The organism is Streptomyces blattellae (assembly GCF_009709555.1).
Lineage (GTDB): Bacteria > Actinomycetota > Actinomycetes > Streptomycetales > Streptomycetaceae > Streptomyces > Streptomyces blattellae.
Genome location: NZ_WJBG01000152.1, coordinates 16,394 through 39,911, shown reverse-complemented (window position 1 = coordinate 39,911; position 23,518 = coordinate 16,394). Strand labels below are relative to the sequence as shown.

19 protein-coding genes and 2 pseudogenes are annotated in these 23,518 nt (G+C 72.1%); 10 read left to right on the top strand and 11 right to left on the bottom strand.

The features are described 5' to 3' along the window. Positions 1–303: 303 nt before the first annotated feature. Together GFH49_RS17715 and lon are read left to right on the top strand one after the other, a co-directional pair. Positions 304–1,086, top strand: coding sequence for a hypothetical protein (locus GFH49_RS17715; protein ID WP_155056907.1), 783 nt, complete (start codon positions 304–306; stop codon positions 1,084–1,086). 328 nt (positions 1,087–1,414) lie between these two features. Beyond that, positions 1,415–3,859 carry an endopeptidase La gene (gene lon / locus GFH49_RS17710; protein ID WP_155056871.1) on the top strand — a complete coding sequence of 815 codons (2,445 nt, stop codon included), beginning with the start codon at positions 1,415–1,417 and terminating at the stop codon, positions 3,857–3,859. Between the two features lie 208 nt (positions 3,860–4,067). On the opposite strand, the gene GFH49_RS17705 is transcribed toward lon, so the two are convergent. Beyond that, the gene (locus tag GFH49_RS17705) at positions 4,068–4,910 is read right to left on the bottom strand and encodes a lysozyme (RefSeq protein ID WP_155056870.1); all 843 of its coding nucleotides are present in this window, start codon (positions 4,908–4,910) and stop codon (positions 4,068–4,070) included. A 154-nt stretch (positions 4,911–5,064) separates the two neighbouring features. On the opposite strand from GFH49_RS17705, the gene GFH49_RS17700 reads away from it, so the two are divergent. Continuing rightward, entirely contained in the window at positions 5,065–5,556 is a 492-nt protein-coding gene (locus GFH49_RS17700; protein WP_155056869.1) for a MarR family winged helix-turn-helix transcriptional regulator, read from the top strand. A gap of 50 nt (positions 5,557–5,606) precedes the next feature. Here the strand turns inward: GFH49_RS17700 and GFH49_RS17695 are convergent, their stop codons facing one another. Further along, positions 5,607–6,392, bottom strand: a complete 786-nt coding sequence (locus tag GFH49_RS17695; RefSeq protein WP_155056868.1) for a protein phosphatase 2C domain-containing protein — start codon at positions 6,390–6,392, stop codon at positions 5,607–5,609. A gap of 414 nt (positions 6,393–6,806) precedes the next feature. Between GFH49_RS17695 and GFH49_RS17690 the strand changes: the two genes are divergently transcribed. From GFH49_RS17690 to GFH49_RS17670, 5 genes are read left to right on the top strand one after another with little or no spacing between them, the layout of a single operon-like run. Further along, positions 6,807–9,653 carry a sensor histidine kinase gene (locus GFH49_RS17690; RefSeq protein WP_230396355.1) on the top strand — a complete coding sequence of 949 codons (2,847 nt, stop codon included), beginning with the start codon at positions 6,807–6,809 and terminating at the stop codon, positions 9,651–9,653. Beyond that, a complete protein-coding gene (locus tag GFH49_RS17685; protein ID WP_155056866.1) occupies positions 9,650–10,150 on the top strand; it encodes a roadblock/LC7 domain-containing protein in 501 nt (166 codons plus the stop codon). Before GFH49_RS17690 ends, GFH49_RS17685 begins: the two co-directional genes overlap by 4 nt. Continuing rightward, on the top strand, positions 10,150–10,572 hold the full coding sequence (locus tag GFH49_RS17680; protein WP_155056865.1) for a DUF742 domain-containing protein: 423 nt from the start codon (positions 10,150–10,152) through the stop codon (positions 10,570–10,572). Before GFH49_RS17685 ends, GFH49_RS17680 begins: the two co-directional genes overlap by 1 nt. Then, positions 10,553–11,203 carry a GTP-binding protein gene (locus tag GFH49_RS17675; RefSeq protein ID WP_155056864.1) on the top strand — a complete coding sequence of 217 codons (651 nt, stop codon included), beginning with the start codon at positions 10,553–10,555 and terminating at the stop codon, positions 11,201–11,203. Before GFH49_RS17680 ends, GFH49_RS17675 begins: the two co-directional genes overlap by 20 nt. 52 nt (positions 11,204–11,255) lie before the next feature. Further along, positions 11,256–12,512, top strand: a complete 1,257-nt coding sequence (locus GFH49_RS17670) for a styrene monooxygenase/indole monooxygenase family protein (RefSeq protein ID WP_196218033.1) — start codon at positions 11,256–11,258, stop codon at positions 12,510–12,512. Here GFH49_RS17670 and GFH49_RS17665 read toward each other — a convergent pair. The 7 genes and pseudogenes from GFH49_RS17665 to GFH49_RS17635 form a co-directional block, all read right to left on the bottom strand. Next, positions 12,502–13,542, bottom strand: a pseudogene (locus GFH49_RS17665) (C40 family peptidase); the annotation flags it as partial. The gene GFH49_RS17670 and the pseudogene GFH49_RS17665 overlap by 11 nt on opposite strands. A gap of 102 nt (positions 13,543–13,644) precedes the next feature. Continuing rightward, positions 13,645–13,947, bottom strand: a complete 303-nt coding sequence (locus GFH49_RS17660; RefSeq protein WP_155056862.1) for a DUF8847 domain-containing protein — start codon at positions 13,945–13,947, stop codon at positions 13,645–13,647. A 198-nt stretch (positions 13,948–14,145) separates the two neighbouring features. Beyond that, positions 14,146–14,655, bottom strand: a complete 510-nt coding sequence (locus tag GFH49_RS17655; protein WP_155056861.1) for a DUF3291 domain-containing protein — start codon at positions 14,653–14,655, stop codon at positions 14,146–14,148. 65 nt (positions 14,656–14,720) lie between these two features. After that, a complete protein-coding gene (locus GFH49_RS17650; RefSeq protein WP_155056860.1) occupies positions 14,721–16,178 on the bottom strand; it encodes a penicillin-binding transpeptidase domain-containing protein in 1,458 nt (485 codons plus the stop codon). Then, positions 16,175–17,539 (bottom strand): FtsW/RodA/SpoVE family cell cycle protein, encoded by a 1,365-nt coding sequence (locus GFH49_RS17645; protein WP_155056859.1) that lies wholly within the window; start codon positions 17,537–17,539, stop codon positions 16,175–16,177. The genes GFH49_RS17650 and GFH49_RS17645 overlap by 4 nt, the downstream gene beginning before the upstream one ends. Before the next feature lie 43 nt (positions 17,540–17,582). After that, a complete protein-coding gene (locus GFH49_RS17640) occupies positions 17,583–18,002 on the bottom strand; it encodes an SH3 domain-containing protein (RefSeq protein ID WP_155056858.1) in 420 nt (139 codons plus the stop codon). Positions 18,003–18,255: 253 nt separating this feature from the next. Then, a complete protein-coding gene (locus GFH49_RS17635; protein ID WP_155056857.1) occupies positions 18,256–18,762 on the bottom strand; it encodes a protein-tyrosine phosphatase family protein in 507 nt (168 codons plus the stop codon). Between the two features lie 98 nt (positions 18,763–18,860). Here GFH49_RS17635 and GFH49_RS17630 point away from each other — a divergent pair, with 98 nt between their 5' ends. Further along, complete coding sequence (locus GFH49_RS17630) at positions 18,861–19,664, top strand: nuclease-related domain-containing protein (RefSeq protein ID WP_155056856.1); 804 nt, start codon at positions 18,861–18,863, stop codon at positions 19,662–19,664. Between the two features lie 117 nt (positions 19,665–19,781). Here the strand turns inward: GFH49_RS17630 and ligD are convergent, their stop codons facing one another. Together ligD and GFH49_RS17620 are read right to left on the bottom strand one after the other, a co-directional pair. After that, positions 19,782–20,672, bottom strand: a complete 891-nt coding sequence (gene ligD / locus GFH49_RS17625; RefSeq protein WP_155056855.1) for a non-homologous end-joining DNA ligase — start codon at positions 20,670–20,672, stop codon at positions 19,782–19,784. Positions 20,673–20,720: 48 nt separating this feature from the next. Continuing rightward, complete coding sequence (locus GFH49_RS17620) at positions 20,721–22,493, bottom strand: beta-ketoacyl-[acyl-carrier-protein] synthase family protein (RefSeq protein WP_155056854.1); 1,773 nt, start codon at positions 22,491–22,493, stop codon at positions 20,721–20,723. Positions 22,494–23,010: 517 nt separating this feature from the next. Here GFH49_RS17620 and GFH49_RS17615 point away from each other — a divergent pair. Continuing rightward, positions 23,011–23,289 (top strand): annotated as a pseudogene (locus GFH49_RS17615) (transferase); the annotation flags it as partial. Positions 23,290–23,518: the final 229 nt, after the last annotated feature.

Here is a 23,518-nt window from a genome sequence, read left to right as displayed (position 1 = left end):
GCCTCAGCCGAGGACGCGGGCGTACAACCGGAGTCGGCGCCACCGAATCCGGCCCCGCCACCGAATCCGTCGGCGCCACCGAATCCGGCCCCGTCCCCGAATCCGCCGGCGCCACCGAATCCGGCCCCGTCCCCGATTCCTCCCCCGCCACCGAGGCTGCGCCTGGCCCCGGCGTCACCAGCGCCACCGCCCGCCTGGGTTCAGGGCCAGCCGCCCGGGGAGACGCCCCCCGAACCGCCGTGGACCCCGCCGAGGAGCGCCCCCCGTGCGCCGTACAGAACCGGCAGCGCTCCGCAGCGCCTCCTGAGCGAGGACCGCCGGGATTTCGAGCAGATCCTCGACGATGCGCTGCGCACCGCCCCGCACCGCCCTGAACTGATCCCCGTCGTACAGCGGTTCAACTCCGAACAGCTGCGCACCATGGCGCTCAACGCGATCGGATTCATCACGGCGGCTGCGGCGACCGAGTACGAGGACTACGTCCGCGTCCGTGAGGAAGCGCGCCGGCCGGTGCCGTCCTCCTTGGGTCGGCCCGCCGAGACGGACGGGGTCTCCGAGAGCGCCGGCGCGGGTGTCGTCGCCGTCGCCGCGGTCCTGGCCCCCATCCTGGCCGGCACCTCCGCGGCCGTCTTCCTGGTCGTCGGGTACTTCCTGAAGCTGCTCGAACCCGCGTCGGGCATCGCCCAGACCCTGCTGACCACCGGGTGGGTCTTCGGCGCGGTGACCGCCGTCGCGATCCTCGTCGCCGCCGTCGGGCTGCTGCTCACCGCCCTGCGCAACGGTCCCTCGTCGGCGGCCGGCGCCTCCGGTGAGCCGGGCGACAGGGTGGCCATGGCCAGAGATGCCTGGCGCGAGGCCCTGCTGGAACGCGGCATCCTGCCGTTCCTCCGGGAGGCGCTCAGCGAACCCGGCGCCCCGGCGGCCCCCCACCCCACGCCGACAGCAGGCCGCACCCCCCGCGTCGGCTACAGCAGCCCGGGCTTCAGCAGCCCCGAGGACGGATCCACCGCGGGCACCCGCCCGAGCTTCACCAGCCCGGACTACACCAGCCCGGACTTCGGAGGCCCGGAGCACCAGCCTGAGTAGCCCTGAGTGGCCCCGAGTAGCCCTGGCGTAGCCCGGGGAATGCGGCCGGCTCCGGGGCAGCGGTGGCGGTGGCGGTGGCGGTTACCCGCGGCAGCGCTTGCCGGTCGTTTGAGGACGCGCTTCCCCATATGGCCCACTTCCCCATATGGCCCACTCTCCATATGGCTTGCTCCCCGTATGGCCCACTTCTCCGTGCGGCCCAACCCTCCCACCAGCACAGTCACCTCGATCGCTGACAGCGAACACGCTCCGGGGCGCCCGGGGGAACATTCGTAGGCTCACAAGCATTGAGTCGGCATAGCTCAACTTGACTGCCGAAAGGGAGATCATGGCTTCGACGTCCTCACCGCTCACTCTCCCCGTGCTGCCGCTCGACGACGAGGTCGTGCTGCCCGGGATGGTGGTGCCACTGGACCTGAACGACAACGATGTACGGGCCGCGGTGGAGGCCGCCCAGGCCGCCGCTCGGTCGGAGCCGGGGAAGCCGAGGGTGCTGCTGGTGCCGCGGATCGACGGGACGTACGCGGGCACGGGCGTGCTCGGCACCGTCGAGCAGGTCGGCCGGCTCGCCGACGGTGACCCGGGCGCCCTCATCCGCGGGCGCGGGCGCGTGAAGATCGGGGCCGGGACCACCGGGCCGGGCGCGGCGCTGTGGGTCGAGGCGACCAGGGTCGACGAGAGCGTGCCCGAGCCGCTGCCCGGTCACGTCGCCGAACTGGTCAAGGAGTACAAGGCCCTCGCCACCGCCTGGCTGCGCAAGCGCGCCGCCTGGCAGGTCGTGGACCGGGTGCAGGCCATCGACGACGTCGCCGCGCTCGCCGACAACTCCGGCTACTCGCCTTTCCTCACCACCGAACAGAAGGTCGAACTCCTGGAGACCGGCGACCCGGTGGCCCGCCTCAAGCTCGCCACCCAGCAGCTGCGCGACCACCTCGCCGAGCAGGACGTCGCGGAGACCATCGCCAAGGACGTGCAGGAGGGCGTCGACAAGCAGCAGCGCGAGTTCCTGCTCCGCCGTCAGCTGGAAGCCGTACGCAAGGAACTGCGCGAGCTGAACGGCGAGAACTCCAAGGATTCGGCCGAGGAGTCCGACGACTACCGCGCCCGCGTCGAGGCCGCCGACCTGCCCGAGAAGGTCCGCGAGGCCGCGCTCAAGGAGGTCGGCAAGCTGGAGCGGTCCAGCGACCAGTCCCCGGAGGGCTCCTGGATCCGCACCTGGCTCGACACCGTCCTCGAACTGCCGTGGAACGAGCGGACGCAGGACGCCTACGACATCCAGGGTGCCAAGGCTGTCCTCGATGCCGAGCACTCCGGGCTTGAGGACGTGAAGGAGCGGATCGCCGAGTACCTGGCGGTGCGCAAGCGCCGCAGTGAGCGGGGGCTCGGGGTCGTGGGCGGGCGCCGTGGCGGTGCCGTCCTCGCGCTCGTCGGTCCGCCCGGCGTCGGCAAGACCTCGGTCGCCGAGTCGGTCGCGCACGCCATGGGCCGCACGTTCGTCCGGGTCGCCCTCGGGGGTGTCCGGGACGAGGCCGAGATCCGCGGCCACCGGCGTACGTACGTCGGCGCACTGCCCGGCCGTATCGTCCGCGCCATCAAGGAGGCCGGGTCGATGAACCCGGTCGTCCTGCTGGACGAGATCGACAAGGTGGGCTCGGACTTCCGCGGCGACCCGGCCGCCGCTCTGCTGGAGGTCCTGGACCCGGCCCAGAACCACACGTTCCGCGACCACTACCTGGAGGTCGAACTCGACCTGAGCGATGTCGTCTTCCTCGCCACGGCGAACGTCCTGGAGGCCATCCCGGAGGCCCTGCTCGACCGCATGGAGCTGATCCGCCTCGACGGATACACCGAGGACGAGAAGATCGTCATCGCCCGCGACCACCTGCTCCCGCGCCAGCAGGAACGGGCCGGCCTGAGCCCGGACGAGGTCGTCATCGACGAGCACGCGCTGCGCAGGCTCGCCGGCGAGTACACGCGCGAGGCGGGCGTGCGCAACCTGGAGCGCTCCGTCGCACGGCTGCTCCGCAAGGTCGCGGCGCAGCACGAACTGGGTGAGCGGGAGCTGCCGTTCACGGTCGGCGAGGGTGATCTCCGTGGCCTGATCGGCCGGCCGCACCACGTGCCCGAGTCAGCGCAGGACCCGGCGGAGCGCCGTACCGCGGTACCCGGTGTCGCCACCGGCCTGGCGGTGACCGGCGCGGGCGGCGACGTCCTGTTCGTCGAGGCGTCGCTGGCCGACCCGGAGACGGGCGCGGCGGGCCTGACGCTGACCGGCCAACTGGGTGACGTGATGAAGGAGAGCGCGCAGATCGCCCTGTCCTTCCTCCGCTCGCACGGCGCCGAACTGGAGCTGCCGGTCGCCGACCTGAAGGACCGGGGCGTGCACATCCACTTCCCGGCGGGCGCGGTGCCGAAGGACGGCCCGAGCGCGGGCGTCACGATGACGACGGCCCTCGCCTCGCTGCTGTCCGGCCGCCTGGTCCGTACGGACGTGGCGATGACCGGCGAGGTGTCGCTGACCGGCCGGGTCCTCCCCATCGGCGGCGTGAAGCAGAAGCTCCTCGCGGCCCATCGGGCGGGCGTCGCCACCGTGGTCATCCCCAAGCGCAACGAGCCCGACCTGGACGACGTCCCGGCCGAGGTGCTGGACAAGCTCGACGTCCACGCCGTCACCGACGTCCGCCAGGTTCTGGAACTGGCCCTGTCGCCGGCCACCCACGGCGCGGCGCCGGAGGTTCCGGTCGCGGCGATGGGGGCACCTCCCAGGCGTTGAGCACTGGGGGAGGACGCGACCGGGAAGGCAGGGCCCGGGCCCCGTGAGGGAGACCCGGGCCTTCGCCGTACGGCGCACCGCCAGCCGTTGGCGAGCGCGGCGCGGGCGACCTCCGGACCCCCGGCCGGGGCGGCGTCGTGCCAGCCGTTGGCCAGCGCCAGCCGTTGGCCAGCGCCAGCCGTTGGCCAGCGCCAGCCGTTGGCCAGCGCTAGCCGTTGGCCAGTGCTCGCAGTCGGTCCAGCCCGCCGTTGAACCTGTTGTGGTCCCCGACCGTGGGTCCTGACGACGTGTACTGCCAGGCCGTGTGGTAGCTCCACCCGGCAGGCAGTGTCCCCGGGGCCGACGCGTACCGCGCGATCCACAGCGGGTTGGCGGAGGCGAAACCGGCGTAGTTGCCGGTGCACTGGGTCCACCAGTTGGTGGCCGTGTAGATGACGGCGTCGCGGCCGGTGCGGGCCTTGTACCGGTTCAGGAAGTCCCGGATCCAGGTGACCATGCCGCTCTGCGTCTTGCCGTAGCAGGCGGCGCCGTACGGGTTCCACTCGATGTCGAGGGCGCCGGGCAGGGTCTTGCCGTCGCGGGTCCAGCCGCCGCCGTGGTCGACGAAGTAGTTCGCCTGGGCGGCGCCGCTGGTGGTGTCGGGGGTGGCGAAGTGGTAGGCGCCGCGGATCATGCCGACGGCGTGAGAGCCGCTGTACTGCCGGGCGAAGTAGGGGTTCGTGTAGTACGTCCCCTCGGACGCCTTCGCGTAGGCCCACCGGACGCCGCTGCTCCACAGGGTGGACCAGGCGACGTTGCCCTGATGGCTGGAGACGTCCACGCCCTCCGTCTGGGCGGCGCGGGTGCCGGCGGGCAGGCCGTGCTGTCCGTCGTGGGCGAGGACGCCCATGCCCATGTAGGCGGAGCCGCGGGCGGGCTCGTCGGCGTCCGGCGGGTCGTCGGCCGCGGTGGCCGGGGCGGCGAGGGCGAGGAGGAGGGCGAGGGCTGCGAGCAGGGTGCCGGCGGGGGAGAGGCGCCGGGGGCGTACCGATCCAAGTCTGTGCACGGTCATAGCGTGCCTCCGGGGGCTCGGTCGTGCTCGGTGGAGAAGGCGATGGGGGGAACGCGGCTGCCGTCGGTCAACCCCTGCGAAATACTGGCGGAGCTGCGGCGATGACCGCAGCCGGCGGAAACTCAGGACCGGGAAGTTCAAGGTAGGGGCTGACGTGCACGAAGACGGAAACGGCGGCGGACGTCGGGTCGAATCCGACGCGTCGCCGAGTGGTGTGGACCGGGAATTCCTGTCCCTGGAGCGCGAGTTGACGGTGCTGCTGCGCCGGGCCCGCGCCAACCAGGGCGAGATGGCCCGCGAGGTCCACCCCGACCTGGAGTCCGCCGCGTACGGGCTGCTGGTCCGTCTGGATGAACTCGGTGGCCAGCGCGCCACGGAACTCGCCGCCTACATCGGTGTCGGCAAGGCCACCATGTCCCGTCAGCTCCGCGCCCTGGAGGACCTCGGCCTGGTCGCCCGCGAACCCGACCCGGCGGACGGCCGCGCCTGGCTGATCCACCTCACGGAGGAGGGACGCGGGCGGGTCGGCAAGGTCCGGGAGGCCCGCCGGGCACGGTACGTCAACCAGCTCGCCCACTGGGACCGCGGCGAGGTCGCCGAACTGGCCCGGCTGCTGCACCAGCTGAACCGGCAGATGGAGAGCTGAGCGCTCTTCGACACGGCCGTGCTCCGACGGGGCGCTTCTCCGGGCCCCCGTCACAGCTCCACGTACACCACGGTCGCGTCGTCATGCGTCTTGCCGCGCCGGAGGAACACGCGCTCCGTGTCGGCCAGTTCCAGAGCCCGTACCCGCGCCACCAGCTCCCCGGCTCCCTCCTTGCGTACCAGGCCGAAGCAGTCCGCCCAGTCGCCCGCCCGGAACTTCTCCACCCACCGGGTCGCCCCGTCGCTCAGGGCGGCCAGGGCCCGGACCTCACCGCGCGGCAGCACCCCCGTCACCGCCCGTGCCGCCACCGAAGGGTCCGCCGCGGCCGTGAAGAAGCCACCCTCCTTGTTGCGGACGGTGGCGTCGGCGACGGCGTCGGTGCTGAGGGAGGCACGGGGGAGGCGGGCGAGGCGGTCGTCGAGCAGGGCCGTGACCGTGCCGTCGGTGGACTCCACCAAGAGCGCCGAGTCGGAGAGGACCAGATACTCGACGGTCTCCTGCGACCACCGGGTCAGGACCACGGTGGCCTGTGGGGTGCGAGGGTGAGAAAGGTCACAGGTTTGCGCATGGGACTCTGCGGTACGCGTGATGGCGCGGGAGAGGGCCTCGGTCAGTGGAACATCCGGGAGTGAAACGGTCAGTTCGGTCAGGGCTCCGCCGAGACGTGCGGTGTACCAGGGGACGGAATGCAGACAGCCCGTCCCGTCCTTCGGGGGTGTCACTCCGTCCAGGACGACCAGGGTGCCGCCCTGTCCCGAGGCCGGTACGGCGACACTCGCGAAGTCCTCATTGGGGTGGGTCGGATCGCCGGGCTCCGAGACGACTTCGGTTCGCATTCGGCCAGTCTCCACGAGCTCTTCACGAGGTTCGTCAAAGGGGCGCAAGAGTCGCCGAGTTGGCGTACTCGTGCAGGATTTCCGCAGGTCAGGTGCCTGAAATGGGTTGGAATGGCTCCTTCCGGGAAGGCGCGGCGGCACATGGTGCCACCGTGCGCCGCAGACGTCCAACCGGCCCGCCGCCGAGGCCGGTTGCAAGAGCCACAGGAACTTGCCCGCCAACTACCCACCGGGGTTCACTCCTTCGGGTGGCGGGTCAGGTGATGCGCGACCGCCGCCCACCGGCATGGGAGGGTCGGGATCCGTACCGGGCGGACGTACCGGCTGGGAGTACCAGACGTACCGGCTGGGAGCACCGGTTGACGCGGCGCCACCCGGGCCCATGGGCATCACGAGTCAGGAATGCGAGCATCGGTGCAGAAGACGCGGCCTCGTCGTACAGGCAAGCAGACGGCCTCTCCAGGGGGCACGGAGCACACGTCGGACACGCTCGCAGGCAAGGGCCGCCCGACCCGCGTACGCACCCGGCTGATCGTCGCCGTCGCCGTGGTGGCCGCCGCCGTCGCCGGGGCCGGAGCGCCCTCCCTCCTCGCCGCGTCGGAGCAACTGAGCGACTCCCAGTCACTGGTGACGCTCTCCGAGCAGACCGAGGCCGTGCTCGGGCTCGCCCACTCGCTCGCCGATGAACGGGACGAGGTGACCTCGTACATCGCGGCCGGGCGGCCCGAGTCCAAGGCGCCGAGTGAGCAGCGCAGCGCGCGTGTGGACCGGCTGGTCGAGGAGTTGCACGCCGACACGGACCTGCCCGCCTCGCTGCGGTCCGACCTCGACGGGATCGCGGCCGTACGGAGAGCGGCGCTCACCGGAGCGAGCAGTGCTCTCGACGCGCACGACGCCTACTCCGCCACCCTCGCCGACCTCCACCGGATCGCCGAGCAGCTGGCCGAGCAGATGCCGCCCCGCGCGGGCTCCGGCGCCTACGCCCTCGCCGAGCTGGACTCCGCCGTCCAGCAGGCCGCCGCCGCCCGCGGACTGCTTCTCGCCGCGCTCGGCATCCCCCGCACCACCCAGACGGTCATCGACCCCGTCACCGGACTGGCCACCACCGTCACCCAGTCCTCCGAGGCCGGCACCGAGCAGCGCGACGCCCTCACCGCTGCCGCTCAGGGGGCCCGGCTGCGGTCCGACGCGGCCCTCGCCGCGTTCCGCGACACCGCGCCCAAGTCGGCCCGGACGTCGTACAACAACACGGTCACCGGTCCCGAGGCCGACTCCGGCGAGAGGTACTTCGCCTCCCTCACCGACCAGCCCACCCTCTCCGACGCCGAACTCGACACCAGCGCCGAGAAGGCGGGCGCCGCCATGGCCGCCCGGGTCGACGCGATGCGCGGCGCGGAGTCCGCGCTCTTCGACCGGCGGACCAAGGACCTCGCCCGGCTGCGCGACGACGACGTCACCGGGCTGGAGATCCGGATCGCCGCCCTCGCCGCGCTGATCCTGCTCACCATCGGCATCGCCACGGCCATGGCGCGTACGCTCACCCGCCCGCTCTCCGTCCTGCGGCGCGGCTCGGCCCGGCTGGCGGACGCCGAGGACCCCGCCGCCCAGGAGCCCATCACCTTCACCGGCCGCGACGACGAGTTCGCCCAGGTCGTCCGCTCCGTCAACGCCCTGCACGCGCAGGCCGCCGCCCTCCACCAGCGGATCGCCACGCTGGAGGCCGACCGCAAGCACCTCGTCGGCCAGCGGCAGAAGATGGCCGACGCCCGCGAGCAGCTGCGGGCCGAACTCGCCGAGTCCACCGCCCAGTTGAACCGGCTGCGGGACAGCATCGGCGCCACCTTCGTCAACCTCGCACTGCGCACCCTCGGCCTCGTCGAACGCCAACTCGGCGTCATCGAGGGCCTGGAGGAGCGCGAGCAGGACCCCGACCGGCTCGCCACCCTCTTCAAGCTCGACCACTTCGCCACCGTCATGCGCCGGCACAGCGAGAACCTCCTCGTCCTCGCCGGCACCGAGCACGTCCAGCACAGCCCCGGTCCCGTGCCGCTGATCGACGTCGTACGGGCCGCGGTGAGCGAGATCGAGCGATACGACCGGGTCCGGATCGCCGCGCTGCCGCCACACGCCCATGTCGCCGGGTTCGCCGCGGACGACCTGAGCCATCTGCTCGCCGAGCTGATGGAGAACGCGACCTCGTCCTCGCCGCCCGAGCTGCCCGTCGAGATCTCCGGGTGGCTGCTGGAGAGCGGCGAGGTCATGCTCTCCGTCCAGGACGAGGGCATCGGCATGACCGCCGCGCGGATGGTCGCGCTCAACGCCCGCCTCGCCGACTTCGACCCGGAGGCGTCGTACGACCAGGAGGGCGAGCAGGGTCTCGGCCTCGGCCTGTACGTCGTGGCTCGCCTGGCCCACCGGCACGGCGTCCGCGTCCGGTTGCGCGAGCAGAAGCAGGGCGGCGTCACCTCGGTCGTCGTCCTGCCCCAGGGCCTGCTGGCCGCCGCCCCGCCCGTCGAGGTCCCCTCGTCGTCACCGGGCGCGGACGCCGAGGTCAACTCCAACGTCCTGTACGGCCGTTCGGAGAACGGCGACGACCCGCTGGTCGCGCTCGCGGAGAAGACCGTACGGGAGACGCGGGGCGCGGAGGCAGACGTACGGGAGACGCGGGGTGCCGAGGCAGACGTGCGGGTAACGGAGGGCGTCGAGAAGGCCGTACCGGATCCGGTGGGCCCGCGGGAGCATCCGAGCGAGACGACGATCGAGCTCCTGATCCCCGCCTTGGCGCCGACGGAACCCGCGGCCGCCGATGGCGAGGACGCCCCACAGGGGCCACCCGCACCCGACGACGAAACCCGCACGGGTGGTGCGGGTGGGAACGAACCCGCCGAAGGCGAAGCCGAGGCCCAGGCCCAGGCCGAACACCAGCGCACCGCCGACACGCCCGAACAACTCGTCACCGACAAGGGCCTGCCCAAGCGCACCCCGAAGATCACCACGCCCACGCAAGCGCAGCGCCCCCGCAGCGGTTCCGTGGACGCCGAAGCACTGCGCCGCCGCCTCGGCGGCTTCCGCCGGGGGGCGGAGGCCGGCTACCGCGACGTGGAGGCGGAGATCGCCGAAAAGACGGGGCAGAACCAGATACCGGCCACCCGCGCACCGCATGACCCACATGCCGCAGATGCCACACAAGCGGCACAAGCCGCACAGGCCGCACAAGCCGAAGAAGCCACGGGGGGCACCGTCGAGGAGGCAAGCAGTTGACCGCGCCCAGTACCTTCGGACTGAGCAGTGAAGCCCGCAATCTGCACTGGCTGCTGACGAACCTGGTCGAGGAGGTGCCGGGCATCGAGTCGGTCGCGGTGGTCTCCTCCGACGGCCTGCTCCTCCTCTCCTCCGACCCGGGCCCCATGGCCAAGGCACGCGAGGCCGGCGCCGTCCGCCCGGCAGGCCCCCGCGGCTCCTCCGCCGACCTCGCCACCGTCGTCTCGGGCATCGGCAGCCTCACCGTCGGTACCGCGAAGCTCATGGAGTTCGGCGCGGTGAAGCACACGATGGTCGCGATGGACGAGGGCAGCCTGTTCGTGATGTCGATCAGCGACGGGTCGCTGCTCGGCGTGTACGGCTCGGCCGACTGCGACATGAGCGTGGTGGCATATCACATGGCACTGTTCGTCGGTCGTGCCGGTCATGTCCTGACGCCGGAACTCCGCAGCGAACTCCGCAAATCCCTTGAGTCCGAGTCGGCGGGGAGCGCCTGATGAGCAGCAGTACGCCGAAGAGGCTCCCGGTCCGCGGCGCCGACCGCAAGCCCGCCCGGGTACGCCCCTACTCGCTCACCGGCGGTCGCACCCGCTTCGGGCATGTCCTCCTGGTGGAGACGTTCGTAGCCGCGCTCGAAGCCCCCGAGGAGCGCAAGGAACTGCTGAATGGTTCCCTCACCGGTACACGGGGCCGGGTGATGCCGGAGATGCAGGCCATCGTCGAACTGTGCCGCCGTATGCGCACGGTGGCCGAGATCGCCGCGCTGCTGAAGATGCCGCTCGGTGTGGTCCGCGTGCTCATCAGCGACCTCGCGGACCAGGGAAAGATCCGTGTGCACGGCACCGGAACCGGCCACGGCACCGGCCGGCCGGACCGGGCACTGCTGGAAAGGGTGCTGAGTGGACTCCGTCGTCTCTGACGCCGCGAGAGGCGTATCCCCCTCCGTCGGGGCCGGGCCCGAGCCCGAGGGCAACCTCAGGTCCTGGCAGACGCAGCTCGCCCGCGCCCCCGTCGCCACGAAGATCGTCATCGCGGGCGGCTTCGGTGTGGGCAAGACCACGCTGGTCACGGCCGCCTCGGAGATCACGCCCCTCCAGACGGAGGCGCTGATGACCCAGGCCAGTGAGGGCACCGACGACCTCACCGGCACGCCGGAGAAGCTGACCACCACGGTGGCCATGGACTACGGTCGCCTCACGCTCGACGACGACCTGGTGCTCTACCTGTTCGGCACGCCGGGCCAGCAGCGGTTCTGGTTCATGTGGGACGACCTGGTGCGCGGTTCGATCGGCGCCGTGGTCATGGCCGACACCCGGCGCCTGAAGGACTGCTTCCCGGCGCTGGACTACTTCGAGAGCTGCGGGCTGCCGTATGTCGTCGCGGTCAACCACTTCGACGGCAGCGAGCGGTTCGGGCCGGAGGACGTACGGGAGGCCCTGACGATCCCCGCGCACATACCTGTCATGATCATGGATGCGCGACGGAGGATATCCGTGATCGAGACCCTCCTCGCCCTCGTCGGTCACGCGCTGGACGTCACCCCCGAGTAGTCGCCACCGTCGACACTGTTGCCACTGTTGCCACTGAGGAGCCACCACCCGCATGCGGAAGATACTCGTCGTCGGAGCCGGCCAGTCCGGGCTCCAGCTCGCCCTCGGCCTTCAGGCGCACGGGTACGAGGTCACCCTGATGTCCAACCGGACGGCGGACGAGATCCGCAACGGCCGGGTCATGTCGACGCAGTGCATGTTCCACACGGCGCTGCGGCACGAGCGCGATCTCCAGCTGAACTTCTGGGAGTCCCAGGCCCCGAAGATCGAAGGACTCGGCGTCTCGGTCGCGGCCCCCGGCTCGCACGACCCGGGCCCCACGCAGCGCGTGATCGACTGGCTGGGCGGGCTCGACGGGTTCGCCCAGTCGGTCGACCAGCGGGTGAAGATGGCGGGCTGGATGGAGACCTTCGCGCAGCGCGGCGGCCAGCTGGTCATCCACGGCGCGGCGGTCGGCGACCTCGACTACTTCTCCCGTACGTACGACCTCGTCCTGGTCTCGGCGGGCAAGGGCGAGCTGGTGTCCATGTTCGCCCGCGACCCGGAGCGTTCGCCGTACAGCGAGCCGCAGCGCGCGCTCGCCGTGTCGTACGTCCACGGCCTGGGCCCGCGCCCCGAGCACCCCGACACCGAGGCCGTCCGCTGCAACCTGGTCCCGGGCGTCGGTGAACTGTTCGTCATGCCGTGCCTGACCACCTCCGGCCGCGCCGACATCCTGTTCTGGGAGGGCATACCCGGCGGCCCGCTGGACGTCTTCAACGGCGTCAAGGACCCGGCGGAGCACCTCTCCCTGACCCTGGAACTCATGGAGCGGTTCACGCCGTGGGAGTACGCGCGGGCCACGCAGGTCGAACTCACCGACGCCGGTGGCACACTGGCCGGGCGATACGCGCCCACCGTCCGCAACCCCATCGGGCGTCTTCCCGGCGGAGGGCTGGTCCTCGGCGTCGCGGACGTCGTCGTCGCGAACGACCCGATCACCGGCCAGGGCTCCAACTCCGCGTCCAAGTGCGCCGCTTCGTACCTCGCCTCGATCCTTGAGCATGGCGAGCAGGAGTTCGACGAGGCGTGGATGCGGGGGACTTTCGAGCGGTACTGGGACACCGCCCGGCACACCACCAAGTGGACGAACGCGCTGCTGGCTCCGCCGCCGGAGCATGTGCTGAACCTCATCGGGGCGGCAGGGCAGTTGCAGCCGGTGGCTGATCGCTTCGCCAATGGCTTCGACGATCCGGCTGACTTTGAGAACTACTTCTATGAGCCGGAGAAGACCGAGGCTTATCTCGGTTCGGTGGCTGGGGCTTCCTGACGTCATCCGGTCGTACGGCGCCCAGGATCGGGTTGGCCGCGATCGGGGCCAGCTTGATCCTCTCGCCGGTTCTTGGCGCGTGCACCACCTTGCCGTCGCCCAGGTACATCGCCACGTGCGTGGCCTGGGGGAAGTAGATGACCAGGTCGCCGGGGCGCAGCTTCTTCAGGGGGATTCTGGGGAGCTGTGCCCATTGCTCCTGGCTGGTTCTCGGGATGGGGGTGCCGGCGTGCTCCCAGGCCTGTGAGGTCAGGCCCGAGCAGTCGTACGTCTTCGGGCCCTCGGCGCCCCATTCGTAGGGCTTGCCGAGCTGCCGTACGGCGTAGCGCAGCGCGTCGTCGCCCTTTCGGGACGGCGGGCGGTCGTCGGTCAGGGCGCCGGACGACATGAATTTCCGTTGCGCCTTCTCGGTGTCGTTCTTCTCGAACTCGGTCAGGGCGGTGAGCTGTTCGGCGGTGAGGGAGGCGAGGAGTCGCTCGACGTCGTGGAGGCGTCTGCGTACCTCGTCGCGCTCTTTCTTCTGCCGTGCGGCGAGGGCGAGTTGGCGGTCCAGGGCGGTGCGGGCCCGGCGTGCGAGGTCGTCGGCCCTTCGCTCGGTTCCGGTGAGCCGGTCCAGGGTCTCGGCCCGATCCCGGGCCACCTGCCCGATCACATGCCCCTGGTCGAGCGCGCGCTGTGGATCCCGGGCCAGGAGGAGCCGTACGTACGGGGAGATGTCGGTGCTGCTCTGGTACTGCTGCCGCGCGAGCCGTCCGGCCGCCCCACGGCTGTCGTGCAGGGAGAGCCTGGCGCGGGCCAGGGAGCGGTCCAGGCGGCCGACCTCGGCGCGCTGCTTCTTCAGCTGCTCCTCGGTGGCGTTGTAGGTCTCGGTGGCCTGCTCGGCCTCCCGGTACAGTCGCTGAAGGTCCGTCAGCAGCGCGGCCACCGAACGGTCGCCGGGCTTCGGTACGGCCATGGCGGGTACGGCCGCGAGAACGGCCTGCGTCGCCACCGCCGCCGTACAGACCAGACGCAGAAGGCGTCCTGACATGTCATCACCTCCGGTGCGGGCGGCCCCTCCGCTCCGCACCGCGAGCATCAGGCGGCCACTGGTGTTTCGCGCGCCGGGTGTGCGCGGTTCGGCGCAACGCCGTCACTCGTCGGCGTCATCCCGCTTGCCGCCCGGCGTGGTGTCTGGCTTGGACCACGGCCACTTCAGTCCGCTGCCGCGCTTTCCCTGGGGGTCGTACTCGTACTTCCACCCCTGCGTCAGCCCCAGCCGCCTGCTGTGCCCGCGCGGCACCCTGCGGTAGACGAGCACGGTCGGCTCGCCGCCGTCCGGTGCCGGGACGGGGATGCGGTACGTCTTGGGCGGGTGCCCGGTCATGCCCAGCAGCACCGGCAGGACGCGGCCGTCCATCGGTCCGCCCTCGAAGGGGGTGTCTTCGCTCTTCACGGCACCAGTCTCAGCCATCCGCCGCGCGAGCCTCGACCAGGGCGGCGGTCCGCGGGTCGCGCGCCCGGTCACCGTCGGTGCGGCCGTGAACTGCCATCCGTACGGTCAGCCGCAGCCGCGGGGCGCGGGGAACTGCGCGTCCAGCCACGACGAGCACGCAGACGGCCGTCGGCCCGTCACCGCGCGTCCCGCGGAGCGCTACGCCGGGCAGCCCAGGCCGTCCGGGACCTCCAGGGCCACCGGCTGCGCACCCTGCGCGGGGAAGGACGTACGCAAGGTGAAGGCGTACGGGGTCGGGCCGTTCGTGCGCAGGTGCAGCAGGCGGGATTCCGCCTCGGCGACGGTGGGGCGGTGGCCCGCCGGGACCCACCACATCGCCACCATCGCCTCCTGGACCCGCTCGAACCATTCTCGCCGCCGCGCGAGCATCTCGCGGTGCCGGCCCTGGTACATGTACGCGGTCAGCGCGTTCGCGTCCCGCCACACCGACATGTTGATGATCAGCCACTCGTCGCCGAAGACCTGGATGTCGGTCGCGTCGCCGCCGTCCGACTGCAGCCGCCAGACGAATCCGTCAGCGGCGTCCGCATCCGCGTTGACCGGGTCGAGCGCGTCGACGAAGTCCTTCAACCCGGGGGAGTCCAAGGGGAACTTGAGGCGGGCGATGTTGACCTCGGCGAGTTCGTACACGATGTCGGCATGCGTCATGGACCGAACGGTAGGTCGGGAGGAGGGGGACGGGTACCCCCGTCTCACCCATCGGGCACGCCCGCCTACGAGTTCAGTACCTCTCTCATCACCGCCCGCGCGATCGGCGCCGCGTCCCCGCCCCCGCTGATCTCGCCCCGGCGTGCCGACGCGTCCTCGACCACCACCGCGACGGCCACCTTCGGCTGCATGTCGCCGTCGCGCTGCGCCCAGGACACGAACCAGGCGTACGGCATCCCGGAGTTGTCGACGCCGTGCTGGGCGGTGCCGGTCTTGCCGCCGACCGTCGCACCGCGGATGGCGGCGTGCCGGCCGGTGCCCTCCGTGACCACGTCGGCCATCAGCTCCTTCATGCGGACGGCCGTCGACGGGTGCATCATGTGCCGCATCGGACGCGACCCGGCCGTCGCCACGGTCGCGCCGCCGGCCCGGGTGGTCCGCTCGACCAGGTACGGCGACCGCACCTGCCCGCCGTTCGCCACGGCCGCCGCGACCATCGCCATCTGCAGGGGCGTGGCCCGCGTGTTGTACTGCCCGATCGACGACAGCGCGAGCTGCGCCCGGTCCACCGAGGTGTCGAAGGTGCTCGGCGCCACCGAGAAGGGGATCTTCACCTCGGTGTCGTTGAAGCCCATGGCCTGAGCCGTCCGCGCCATGTCCGCGACGCCCACCCGCACGCCGAGCTTCGCGAACACCGTGTTACACGACCATACGAACGCCTCCCGCAGCGAGGCGTCCCGGCAGCCGTCCGCCTCGTTCGTCAGCGAGGTCGTCGTGCCGGGCAGGGTGTACGGGTCGGGCGAGTCCGTCGGCTCGTCCAGGTTCTTCAGGACACCGGCGTCCAGCGCCGCCGCCGCGGTCACCACCTTGAAGGTGGAGCCCGGCGGATACGTCTGCCGCACCGCCCGGTTGAGCATCGGCTTGTCCGGGTCGCCGTTCAGCCGCTCCCAGGACCGTTTCACCGCCGGCCCGTTCCCGGACAGCAGGGCGGGGTCGTACGACGGCGTGGACACCAGCGCCAGGATCCGCCCCGTCGCCGGCTCGATCGCCGCCACGGCGCCCTTGCGCCCGCCGAGCCCGGTGTACGCCGCCTTCTGCGCGGCCGGTTCGATCGTCGTCACGACGTCGCCGCCCGCGTTCTGCGACCGCGTGAAGTCGTTCCACAGCGGGAACGGCGAGAGCATCGGGTCCGTGCCCGACAGGACGTCGTCCTCGGCGTGCTCCAGGAGCGTCGTGCCGTACACCTGCGAGGCGAAGCCCGTGACCGGCGCGTACATCGGGCCGTGTGCGTACGTCCGCTCGTAGCGGAGCTGCTCGCCGGTGTCCTCCGAGCCGGTGAGCCGGGCGCCGTCGGCCAGGATGTCGCCGCGCGGCTGGCCGTAACGGGCGATGTTCTGGCGGCGGTTGGCCGGATTGTCGTCGTAGGGCCCGGCCTGGAAGACCTGGATGCGGGCGGCGTTCGCAAGGAGCGCGACCAGGAGCAGGGCGCAGAACACCGCGGCGAGCCTGATGTGCCGGGTCATGGGGCCACCTGCCCGTCGTACTGCCGCCGTGCCGAGTCGCTGACCCGCACCAGCAGCGCCACGATCGCCCAGTTCGTCACCACCGATGAGCCGCCCTGCGCCAGGAACGGCATCGCCATGCCGGTCAGCGGGATCAGGCCGGTCACCCCGCCCGCGATCACGAACACCTGGAGCGACACGATCGAGGCGAGGCCGACCGCGAGGAGTCGGCCGAACGGGTCACGCAGCATCAGCCCCGCCCGGTAGCCGCGCTCCACGAGGAGGCCGTACAGCAGGAAGATCGCGGACAGGCCGGCCAGCCCCAGTTCCTCGCCCGCCGTCGCCAGGATGAAGTCCGACTTGGCGGCGAAGCCGATCAGGACGGAGTGGCCGAGCCCCAGGCCGGTGCCGAGCAGGCCGCCCGCCGCGAAGGCGAACAGGGACTGGGCCAGCTGGTTGGCGCCCAGGCCCGCCTCGATCGACGCGAAGGGGTGCAGCCAGTCCTCGACCCTGCTGTGCACATGCGGCTCCAGCCAGCCGACGGCGACCGCACCCAGCGCGGCCAGCAGCAGCCCCACCGCGATCCAGCCGGTGCGTCCGGTGGCGACGTACAGCAGGACCACGAACAGGCCGAAGAACAGCAGCGACGTCCCCAGGTCGCGCTCAAGGACCAGCACCCCGACGCTCAGCAGCCAGATCGCGACGATCGGGCCGAGCACGCGGCCGGTCGGCAGCTGCAGGCGCCAGATGCGGCGGCCGGTGTAGCGCAGCGCGTTGCGGTTGGCGGCGAGATACGCGGCGAAGAACACCGCGAGCAGCACCTTCGCGAACTCGCCCGGCTGGATGGAGAATCCCGCGATCCGGATCCAGATCCGGGCACCGTTCACCGCCGGGAAGAAGATCGGCAGCGTGAGCAGGGCGAGGGCGGCCACGACACACACGTACGCATAGCGCTGGAGCACCCGGTGGTCGCGCAGCAGCAGTACGACGACGATGAAGAACCCCACGCCCAGCGTCGACCACACCAGCTGGGTGGGCGCCGCCCGGTCGTCCGGCGTCTCCAGGTCGAGCCGGTAGATCAGCACCAGGCCGAGCCCGTTGAGCAGCACGCCGATCGGCAGCAGAAGCGGGTCGGCGTACGGGGCTCGCAGGCGGACCGCGCAGTGCGCCAGCAACGCGAGCACGCCCAGCCCGGCGCCGTAGCCGGCGGCGCCGGGCGGGAGGGAGCCGTTCTTCGCCAGGCCGACATCGCAGTAGCCGTACACCGACAGCAGTACGGCGACGACGATGAGGGCGAGTTCGATGCCACGGCGCCGGGGGAGGCGTGCGACGGCCGTGACAGGGTCCGCCGCCGCTACCGAAGTGGTTCCGGCCTTGCTCATATCCGGAACTTAACTGAATAGTGCCTCTTGTGAGCTTTCGTCATCAGCACCAGCGTGGCGCGGGGCCGATGTTGTCGATGAACCGCGCCGCACCCCAGGCCCAGGTGCCGTCCGTGAGGAGGTACCAGAGAGGGTTGCCCTGCACGCTCTGCCCGGGTGTCTTGCAGAAGATGGAGACGACATCGCCCCGGTGGACCGACCGGACCGGCCGGCTGCCACGTGCCGGCGCACTGCGCAGGATCAGCCGGTCGGCGGTGACCACGCCCCGGTAGCGGCGTGGATCGCGATAGTCGCCCCGGGCGCCGAACTCGTCCGTTGCATCGTCGCTGCTGAACTCCGGGTCACCGCCGCTGCTGCCCCATTCGTCATCCGCGACGGCGGGCGTCACGGCGGTCGCACCGGCGAGCGCGACGGCAGCGGCAGTTATGGCGAGACGGCGGATGAGGCCGGTGCGCAGAGACATGGCCGTTACCTCCATTAATGTGGCGAATCTGACTAATCGCCACATTAGGAGCGCGCAAGGAGGGGCGCGCGCCACGCTGGTCCATAGGAGCGCAGAGCAGGCACCCCCACTGGAGGCGGTACGGCGACCCCTCGCCGTAGCCGCCCGGGCGGGACGGCCCGGACACGGCGGCGGCTGAGGGGCACGGCACTCCTGTGGTCCTGGATGATCGTGGGTCCCGTACACCGGGGGACCGCCGGCCTGCGCGCCGGCGTCATTCGGCCAGCTCCTCCAGTAGCCGGGCCGTCGAGAGCCCCGCCCGCAGGTACGCGACGAACAGCTCATTGTGCAGTGCCCAGGGCGAGCGGTGGGCGCGGATCAGCCGGATCGCCTCCTCGGCGGAGCGGCCCCGCCGGACCAGGGTGTGCGCGACGACCAGCCCGGAGCGGTTGTAGCCGTGGTAGCAGCGGACGAGGACCCTGCGGCCCTCGTCCAGCGCCTCGCTCGCGGCCTGCGCGAGCCGCATCACGCCCGTGAGCTGCGTGCCGTCCAGCGGGCCGTCCGGAATCGGCCACACATGGTGCTCGACGCCCGGGTCCGGCCCGTGCCCCGGCAGCCGGAGAAGGCTCTGCACGAGATCGAACTCGTCGTGCACGACGACGAACTCCACCTGCCCCGAGGCGCCCCTGACCTCGTGCCCGCCCATCCACAGGCCGGGCACGATCTCGCTCCACGGGTCGTCCGGAGCGGGTACGTCTGGCTGGTTCCCGCGGGTCCGCAATCGAGCCTCCCCAAGCCCATGCCAACTCATCCCAAAGGTAACCGGGTCCTTGCCCCTGGAGCACCCCGCCTGGTCCCATGGTCATGGGGTGATGGTGCATGAGCCGACTGCGCGTCATACCGACCTGGCGGCACGGCCGGGAACGGCTGTACGTCTGCCTCACGGACGGGCGGAACATCGCCTGGTACGACCGTGAGGCGGCCCGGGTCCACCTGCTCAGCGACGACCACAGAGAGGGCGTACTCGAAGCCCTCGGCCCCTTCCTGACCGGCCCCGTCGCCGTCGGCCCGCCCCCGGTGCCGACCTCCGCGGAACTGGCCCGCCTCGCCCTCCACCCGGACGACGACCTGGCGCCCAACCGCCCCGGCGAGGCCCTGCACATCGCCCTGGACCGTGACCCCGGACCGGCCCACCGGCTGCGCCCCGACCCGCGCCGCCGGGCCCTGACCGCCGAGCAGGCGGTGGGGGAGGCCCTGGACCGGCTGGACGGCGTGGGCTGGCACGCCCTGCACTCCATCCCGCTGCCCGGCGGCGACCGCGTCCACCACCTGGCGATCGGTCCCGGCGGACTCTTCGCGATCCACACCGTGTACGCCCGTAAGCAGCGGGTCCGGATCGCCGACCCCATGGTCACCCTGGGCCGCCGCGAATCCCGCCCGCTGCTGCGCCGCGTCCGCGCCGACGCCGACCGCGCCTCCTACGCCCTGACCGCCGAGGTCCACCCGCTGCTCGCCGTGGCAGGCCCCGCGGACGTCCAGATCACCGCCCCCCTCCGCGAGGTCCGCGTCTTCCAGGACACGGACCTCGCAGGCCTCGCCCGCCTCGGCGGCGTGCTCAAGCCGGCGGATGTGGAGGCCCTGCACGCGATGGCCAGGGACCGCCGTACGTGGGAGCGGGTCTGAGCGGGCAGGGGGAGCGGCCCCAAAGGGGCGCGGGGCTGTATCGGTGTGCGGCTCTGCCGCGGGGGCGCGACCAGCGCCCACGGCGCCGCAGACGGCAGACGGCCCACCCCGGCACTTCTAGCTGAGCACAGGACACCGCGCGGCCCGCCCCGCGTCGAGCAGCGGGGCCAGCAGATCGCCGTAGTCCTGCAGGCGCGGGGCGAGGTCCGCCGCGGTGAAGGCCAGCTGCCCCGGCGCCGCGCACTGCTCGACCTCCTCCCAGGTCACCGGCGCCGACACCAGCGGCCGGGCCCGCGCCCGCAGCGTGTAGGGCGTGGCGGTGGTCTTCCGCGCGGCGTTCTGGCTCCAGTCGACGAAGACCTTTCCGGGCCGCAGGCTCTTCGTCATCCGGTGCACGACCAGCCGCGGCAGTTCCCGCTCCGCCTCCACGGCGAGCTCCTTGGCGTACTCGCTGACCTGCTCGGACGACGCGGCCCGCACGGCGGCCAGCAGATGCAGCCCCTTCGCCCCGGACGTCTTCGGCCACGCCTCGATCCCGTCCGCCGCGAGCCGGTCCCGCAGCCACACGGCGACCCGGCAGCACTCCACGACCGTCGCCGGCGCCCCCGGGTCGAGGTCGAACACCAGCCGGTCCGCCTCGCCGGGCGCCTTGATCAGCCACTGCGGGGTGTGGAACTCGGTCACCAGATTGGCGGCCCACATCAGACTCGCCAGATCCTGGACGAGCACCATCCGCGCCGGCCCCTCCATCCTGGGCACCTCGGCGGTGGTGACCCACTCCGGCGTACCCGGCGGCACGTTCTTGGTGAAGAACACCTGCCCGTCGGGCCCGTCCGGATACCGCAGGAACGACACCGGCCGGTCCCGCAGATGCGGCAGCAGTACGTCGGCGATGGTCGCGTAGTAGTGCAGTACCTCGCCCTTGGTGAACCCGGCGGCCGGATACAGCACCTTCTCAAGGTTGCTGAGCGCGACCCGCCGCCCTTCTACCTCGGTGATGGGCGCCATACGTCGAGTCTCGCCGCTGACCGCCCCTACGGCACCCCTACGGCACCCTTACGGCACTCTGCGCAGCGCCAGCACCGCGTTGTGCCCCCCGAACCCGAACGAATTGCTGAGCACGAGGTCCCCGTCCCGAGGCAACTCCCGCGGCGCACCCCGTACGACATCCAGCGCGACCGCGTCGTCCACCTCGCCGCACCCCACCGTCGGCGGCACCACCCCGTGATGCAGCGTGAGTGCGGCGGCCACCGCCTCGACCCCGCCCGCGGCGCCCTGCAGATGCCCGAGGTGCCCCTTGAGCGCGGTGACCGGCACGGACCGGCGCCCCAGCACGGACTCCAGCGCACCCGCCTCCGCGAGGTCGCCGTCCACCGTGGCGGTCGCGTGCGCGTTGATGTGCACGATGTCGACGACGTGCCCGCCCGCGTCCCGCACGGCCCGCCGCAGCGCCAGCGCGACCCCGCTCCCGGACGGGTCGGGTGCCGCCATGTGGTGGGCGTCGGCGGACAGCCCCCACCCCGCGGCCTCGCAGTAGATCCGCGCGCTGCGGGCCCGCGCGTGCTCCTCGGCTTCGAGGACGAGCAGCCCGGCCCCCTCCCCGTTCACGAACCCGTCCCGGTCCTTGGCGAACGGCCGTGACGGCGATCCGCCGGCCATGTCTCCCGAGGCCAGCGCCCGCATCGCGGCGAAGGACGCCATGATCGCCGGTGTGACGACCGCTTCGGCGCCGCCCGCGAGGGCGAGGTCGACGCGGCCGTACCGTATGCGGTCGATGGCCTGCCCGATCGCCTCGGTGCCGGAGGCGCACGCGCTGGTGACGGTGCGGGCCTCGCCGGTGATGTGCAGGTCGAGGGAGACCTGGGAGGCGGCCTGCGAGGGCACGGTCATGGGAGTCGTCAGCGGCGAGACCCCGCGCGGCCCCTTCTCCCGCAGTTTCCGGTCGCCGCCGACGAGCACGGAGGCGTCGCCGAGGATGGCGCCGAGGCTCACCCCGACCCGCCCGGGGTCGAGCCCGCTCTCCCGGGTGCCGCCCTCGGTGAACCCGGCGTCCGCCCACGCCTCCCGCGCGGCCAGCACCGCGAACTGCGCGGCCCGGTTCATCCGCCGCGCCGCCGGCCGGGGCAGCAGCGCGGCCGGATCCACCGGCACCGTCCCGGCGATCCGCACCGGCAGCTCCGCGAACTCCTCGCCCGCCAGCTCCCGTATCCCGTGCCGCCCGTCGAGCAGCCCCTGCCACAGCTCGCCCACTCCGATCCCGAGCGGCGTGACGGCCCCGAGCCCGGTGACGACGACCCGCCGCGGCCCGGGGACGGACGCCTCGGCCGCCGGTCGCGGGTGATGCCGTACGACGTTCCCCGCGCGGTCGGCTTCCGCGGCCCACCGCCGTATTTCGGCGTCCGACGCGGTCTCGCCCGTCCCGGCGTCGAGATCCCGGTGCCAGACACCCCAGCGCCGTAAGTACGTCACCTCCGCCGCCCGCGGGTCGACGGCCCGCAGTGCGCCGACCCGGTCGCCGTCGTGGAACTCGACGGAGTCGAGCCGGGGGGAGGAGAGGAGGGGCACCGCGTCGACGTCCATGCGCCGGCTGGCGACGGTCACCAGCCGGTCCCGGCCGAGGACTTGGTCGTGGTCCGGGCCGCCCAGCGGGGGGCGGAGGGTCAGCCGGATCGTCTCCGGCGACTCGGGGAGCGTGTGCAGTGTGACATACCACCGATGCTCCTCCGCGTCCCGCGGGGAGAGGGTGACGAGGTCGCCGGGGATGACTTCGGCGGCGGTAACTGGGTGGGGATCGATGGGGACTTCCGGTGTTCCGGGTGAATGGGGCATATGAGTACGCGCTCCTGATGGTCCGAACTGACCTGCACCGGGCCGGTCCGAGTGAGCTGGACATGTCCGAAATGCCATGGTTGAAAGGGGAACTTGCCCTGTTTCTTACCTCTTGCAAACCTGACCCGGCTCACGACTGCTCTCAACTCGCCCGGAAGGCGGCGGGGTTGTTTGTCATGTTTCCTGGCGATCTGTGTGAAACGTCACAACCGCTAATGATCAGCGGCAGGGTTCGAAGACCGCCTGGGTCCCCCGAATGCCTCAGTCGAGGTAACCCCCTCACTCCGGCGGCCGTTTGAGAGCAGTACTCCCCTTGAATCAAGGAGCTCCCATGACATCCGTGCTCGCGGTCATCCCCGCGCGCGGCGGCTCCGAGGGCGTGCCGTGTGCTCCGCCGGCTGTGTCGATCTGCGGCTCCGCCGCGGGGCCGCGACGATGTGTCGGCTGTCCGCGGAGCCGTCGCGGCTGGTCGCGCCCGCGCGGCGGAGCCGCACATGTCCCAGCCCAGCGGCCCTTCGAGGCGCCGGCCGACGGCGGTCATGGCGTCGACCACGACAAGTCGTCCCGCCCGCGCCGCCGGAACCGCCCCCGGGACCTGCCGCAGACCGGCGCCGCCTACGCGCTGGACGCGTCCGGTTTCCGCGAGCGCCGGCACCGCTTCTTCGGCCGTACCGGACTCGTCCGCGCCGACCCCGCCCGCGTTCCGGCGATCGACGACCCGTACGACCTCACCCGCCCCCGCGCGCTGCCCCCGCTCCTCGACGCCTCCCGCCCGTCCTCCCCCCGACCAACGAGGAGTGCCCCCGCCATGAGCGCCGACTCCCGCCTTCGCCGCCCCGGTTCGCGTACAGCGGGGCCCAGCCGTACGGTCGTCCTCGCCACCGGCATGCCGGCGCCGCGGCGGGCCCGGCCCGCGGGGGAGGCGCCCGGCAGCGACAACCTCCGCCTCCGCCCGGCGGCTTCCACGCCGGGCGCGGTGCTCGTCGCCGCGTCCGGGCAGCCGCAGCCGGCGACGAGCCGCTGAC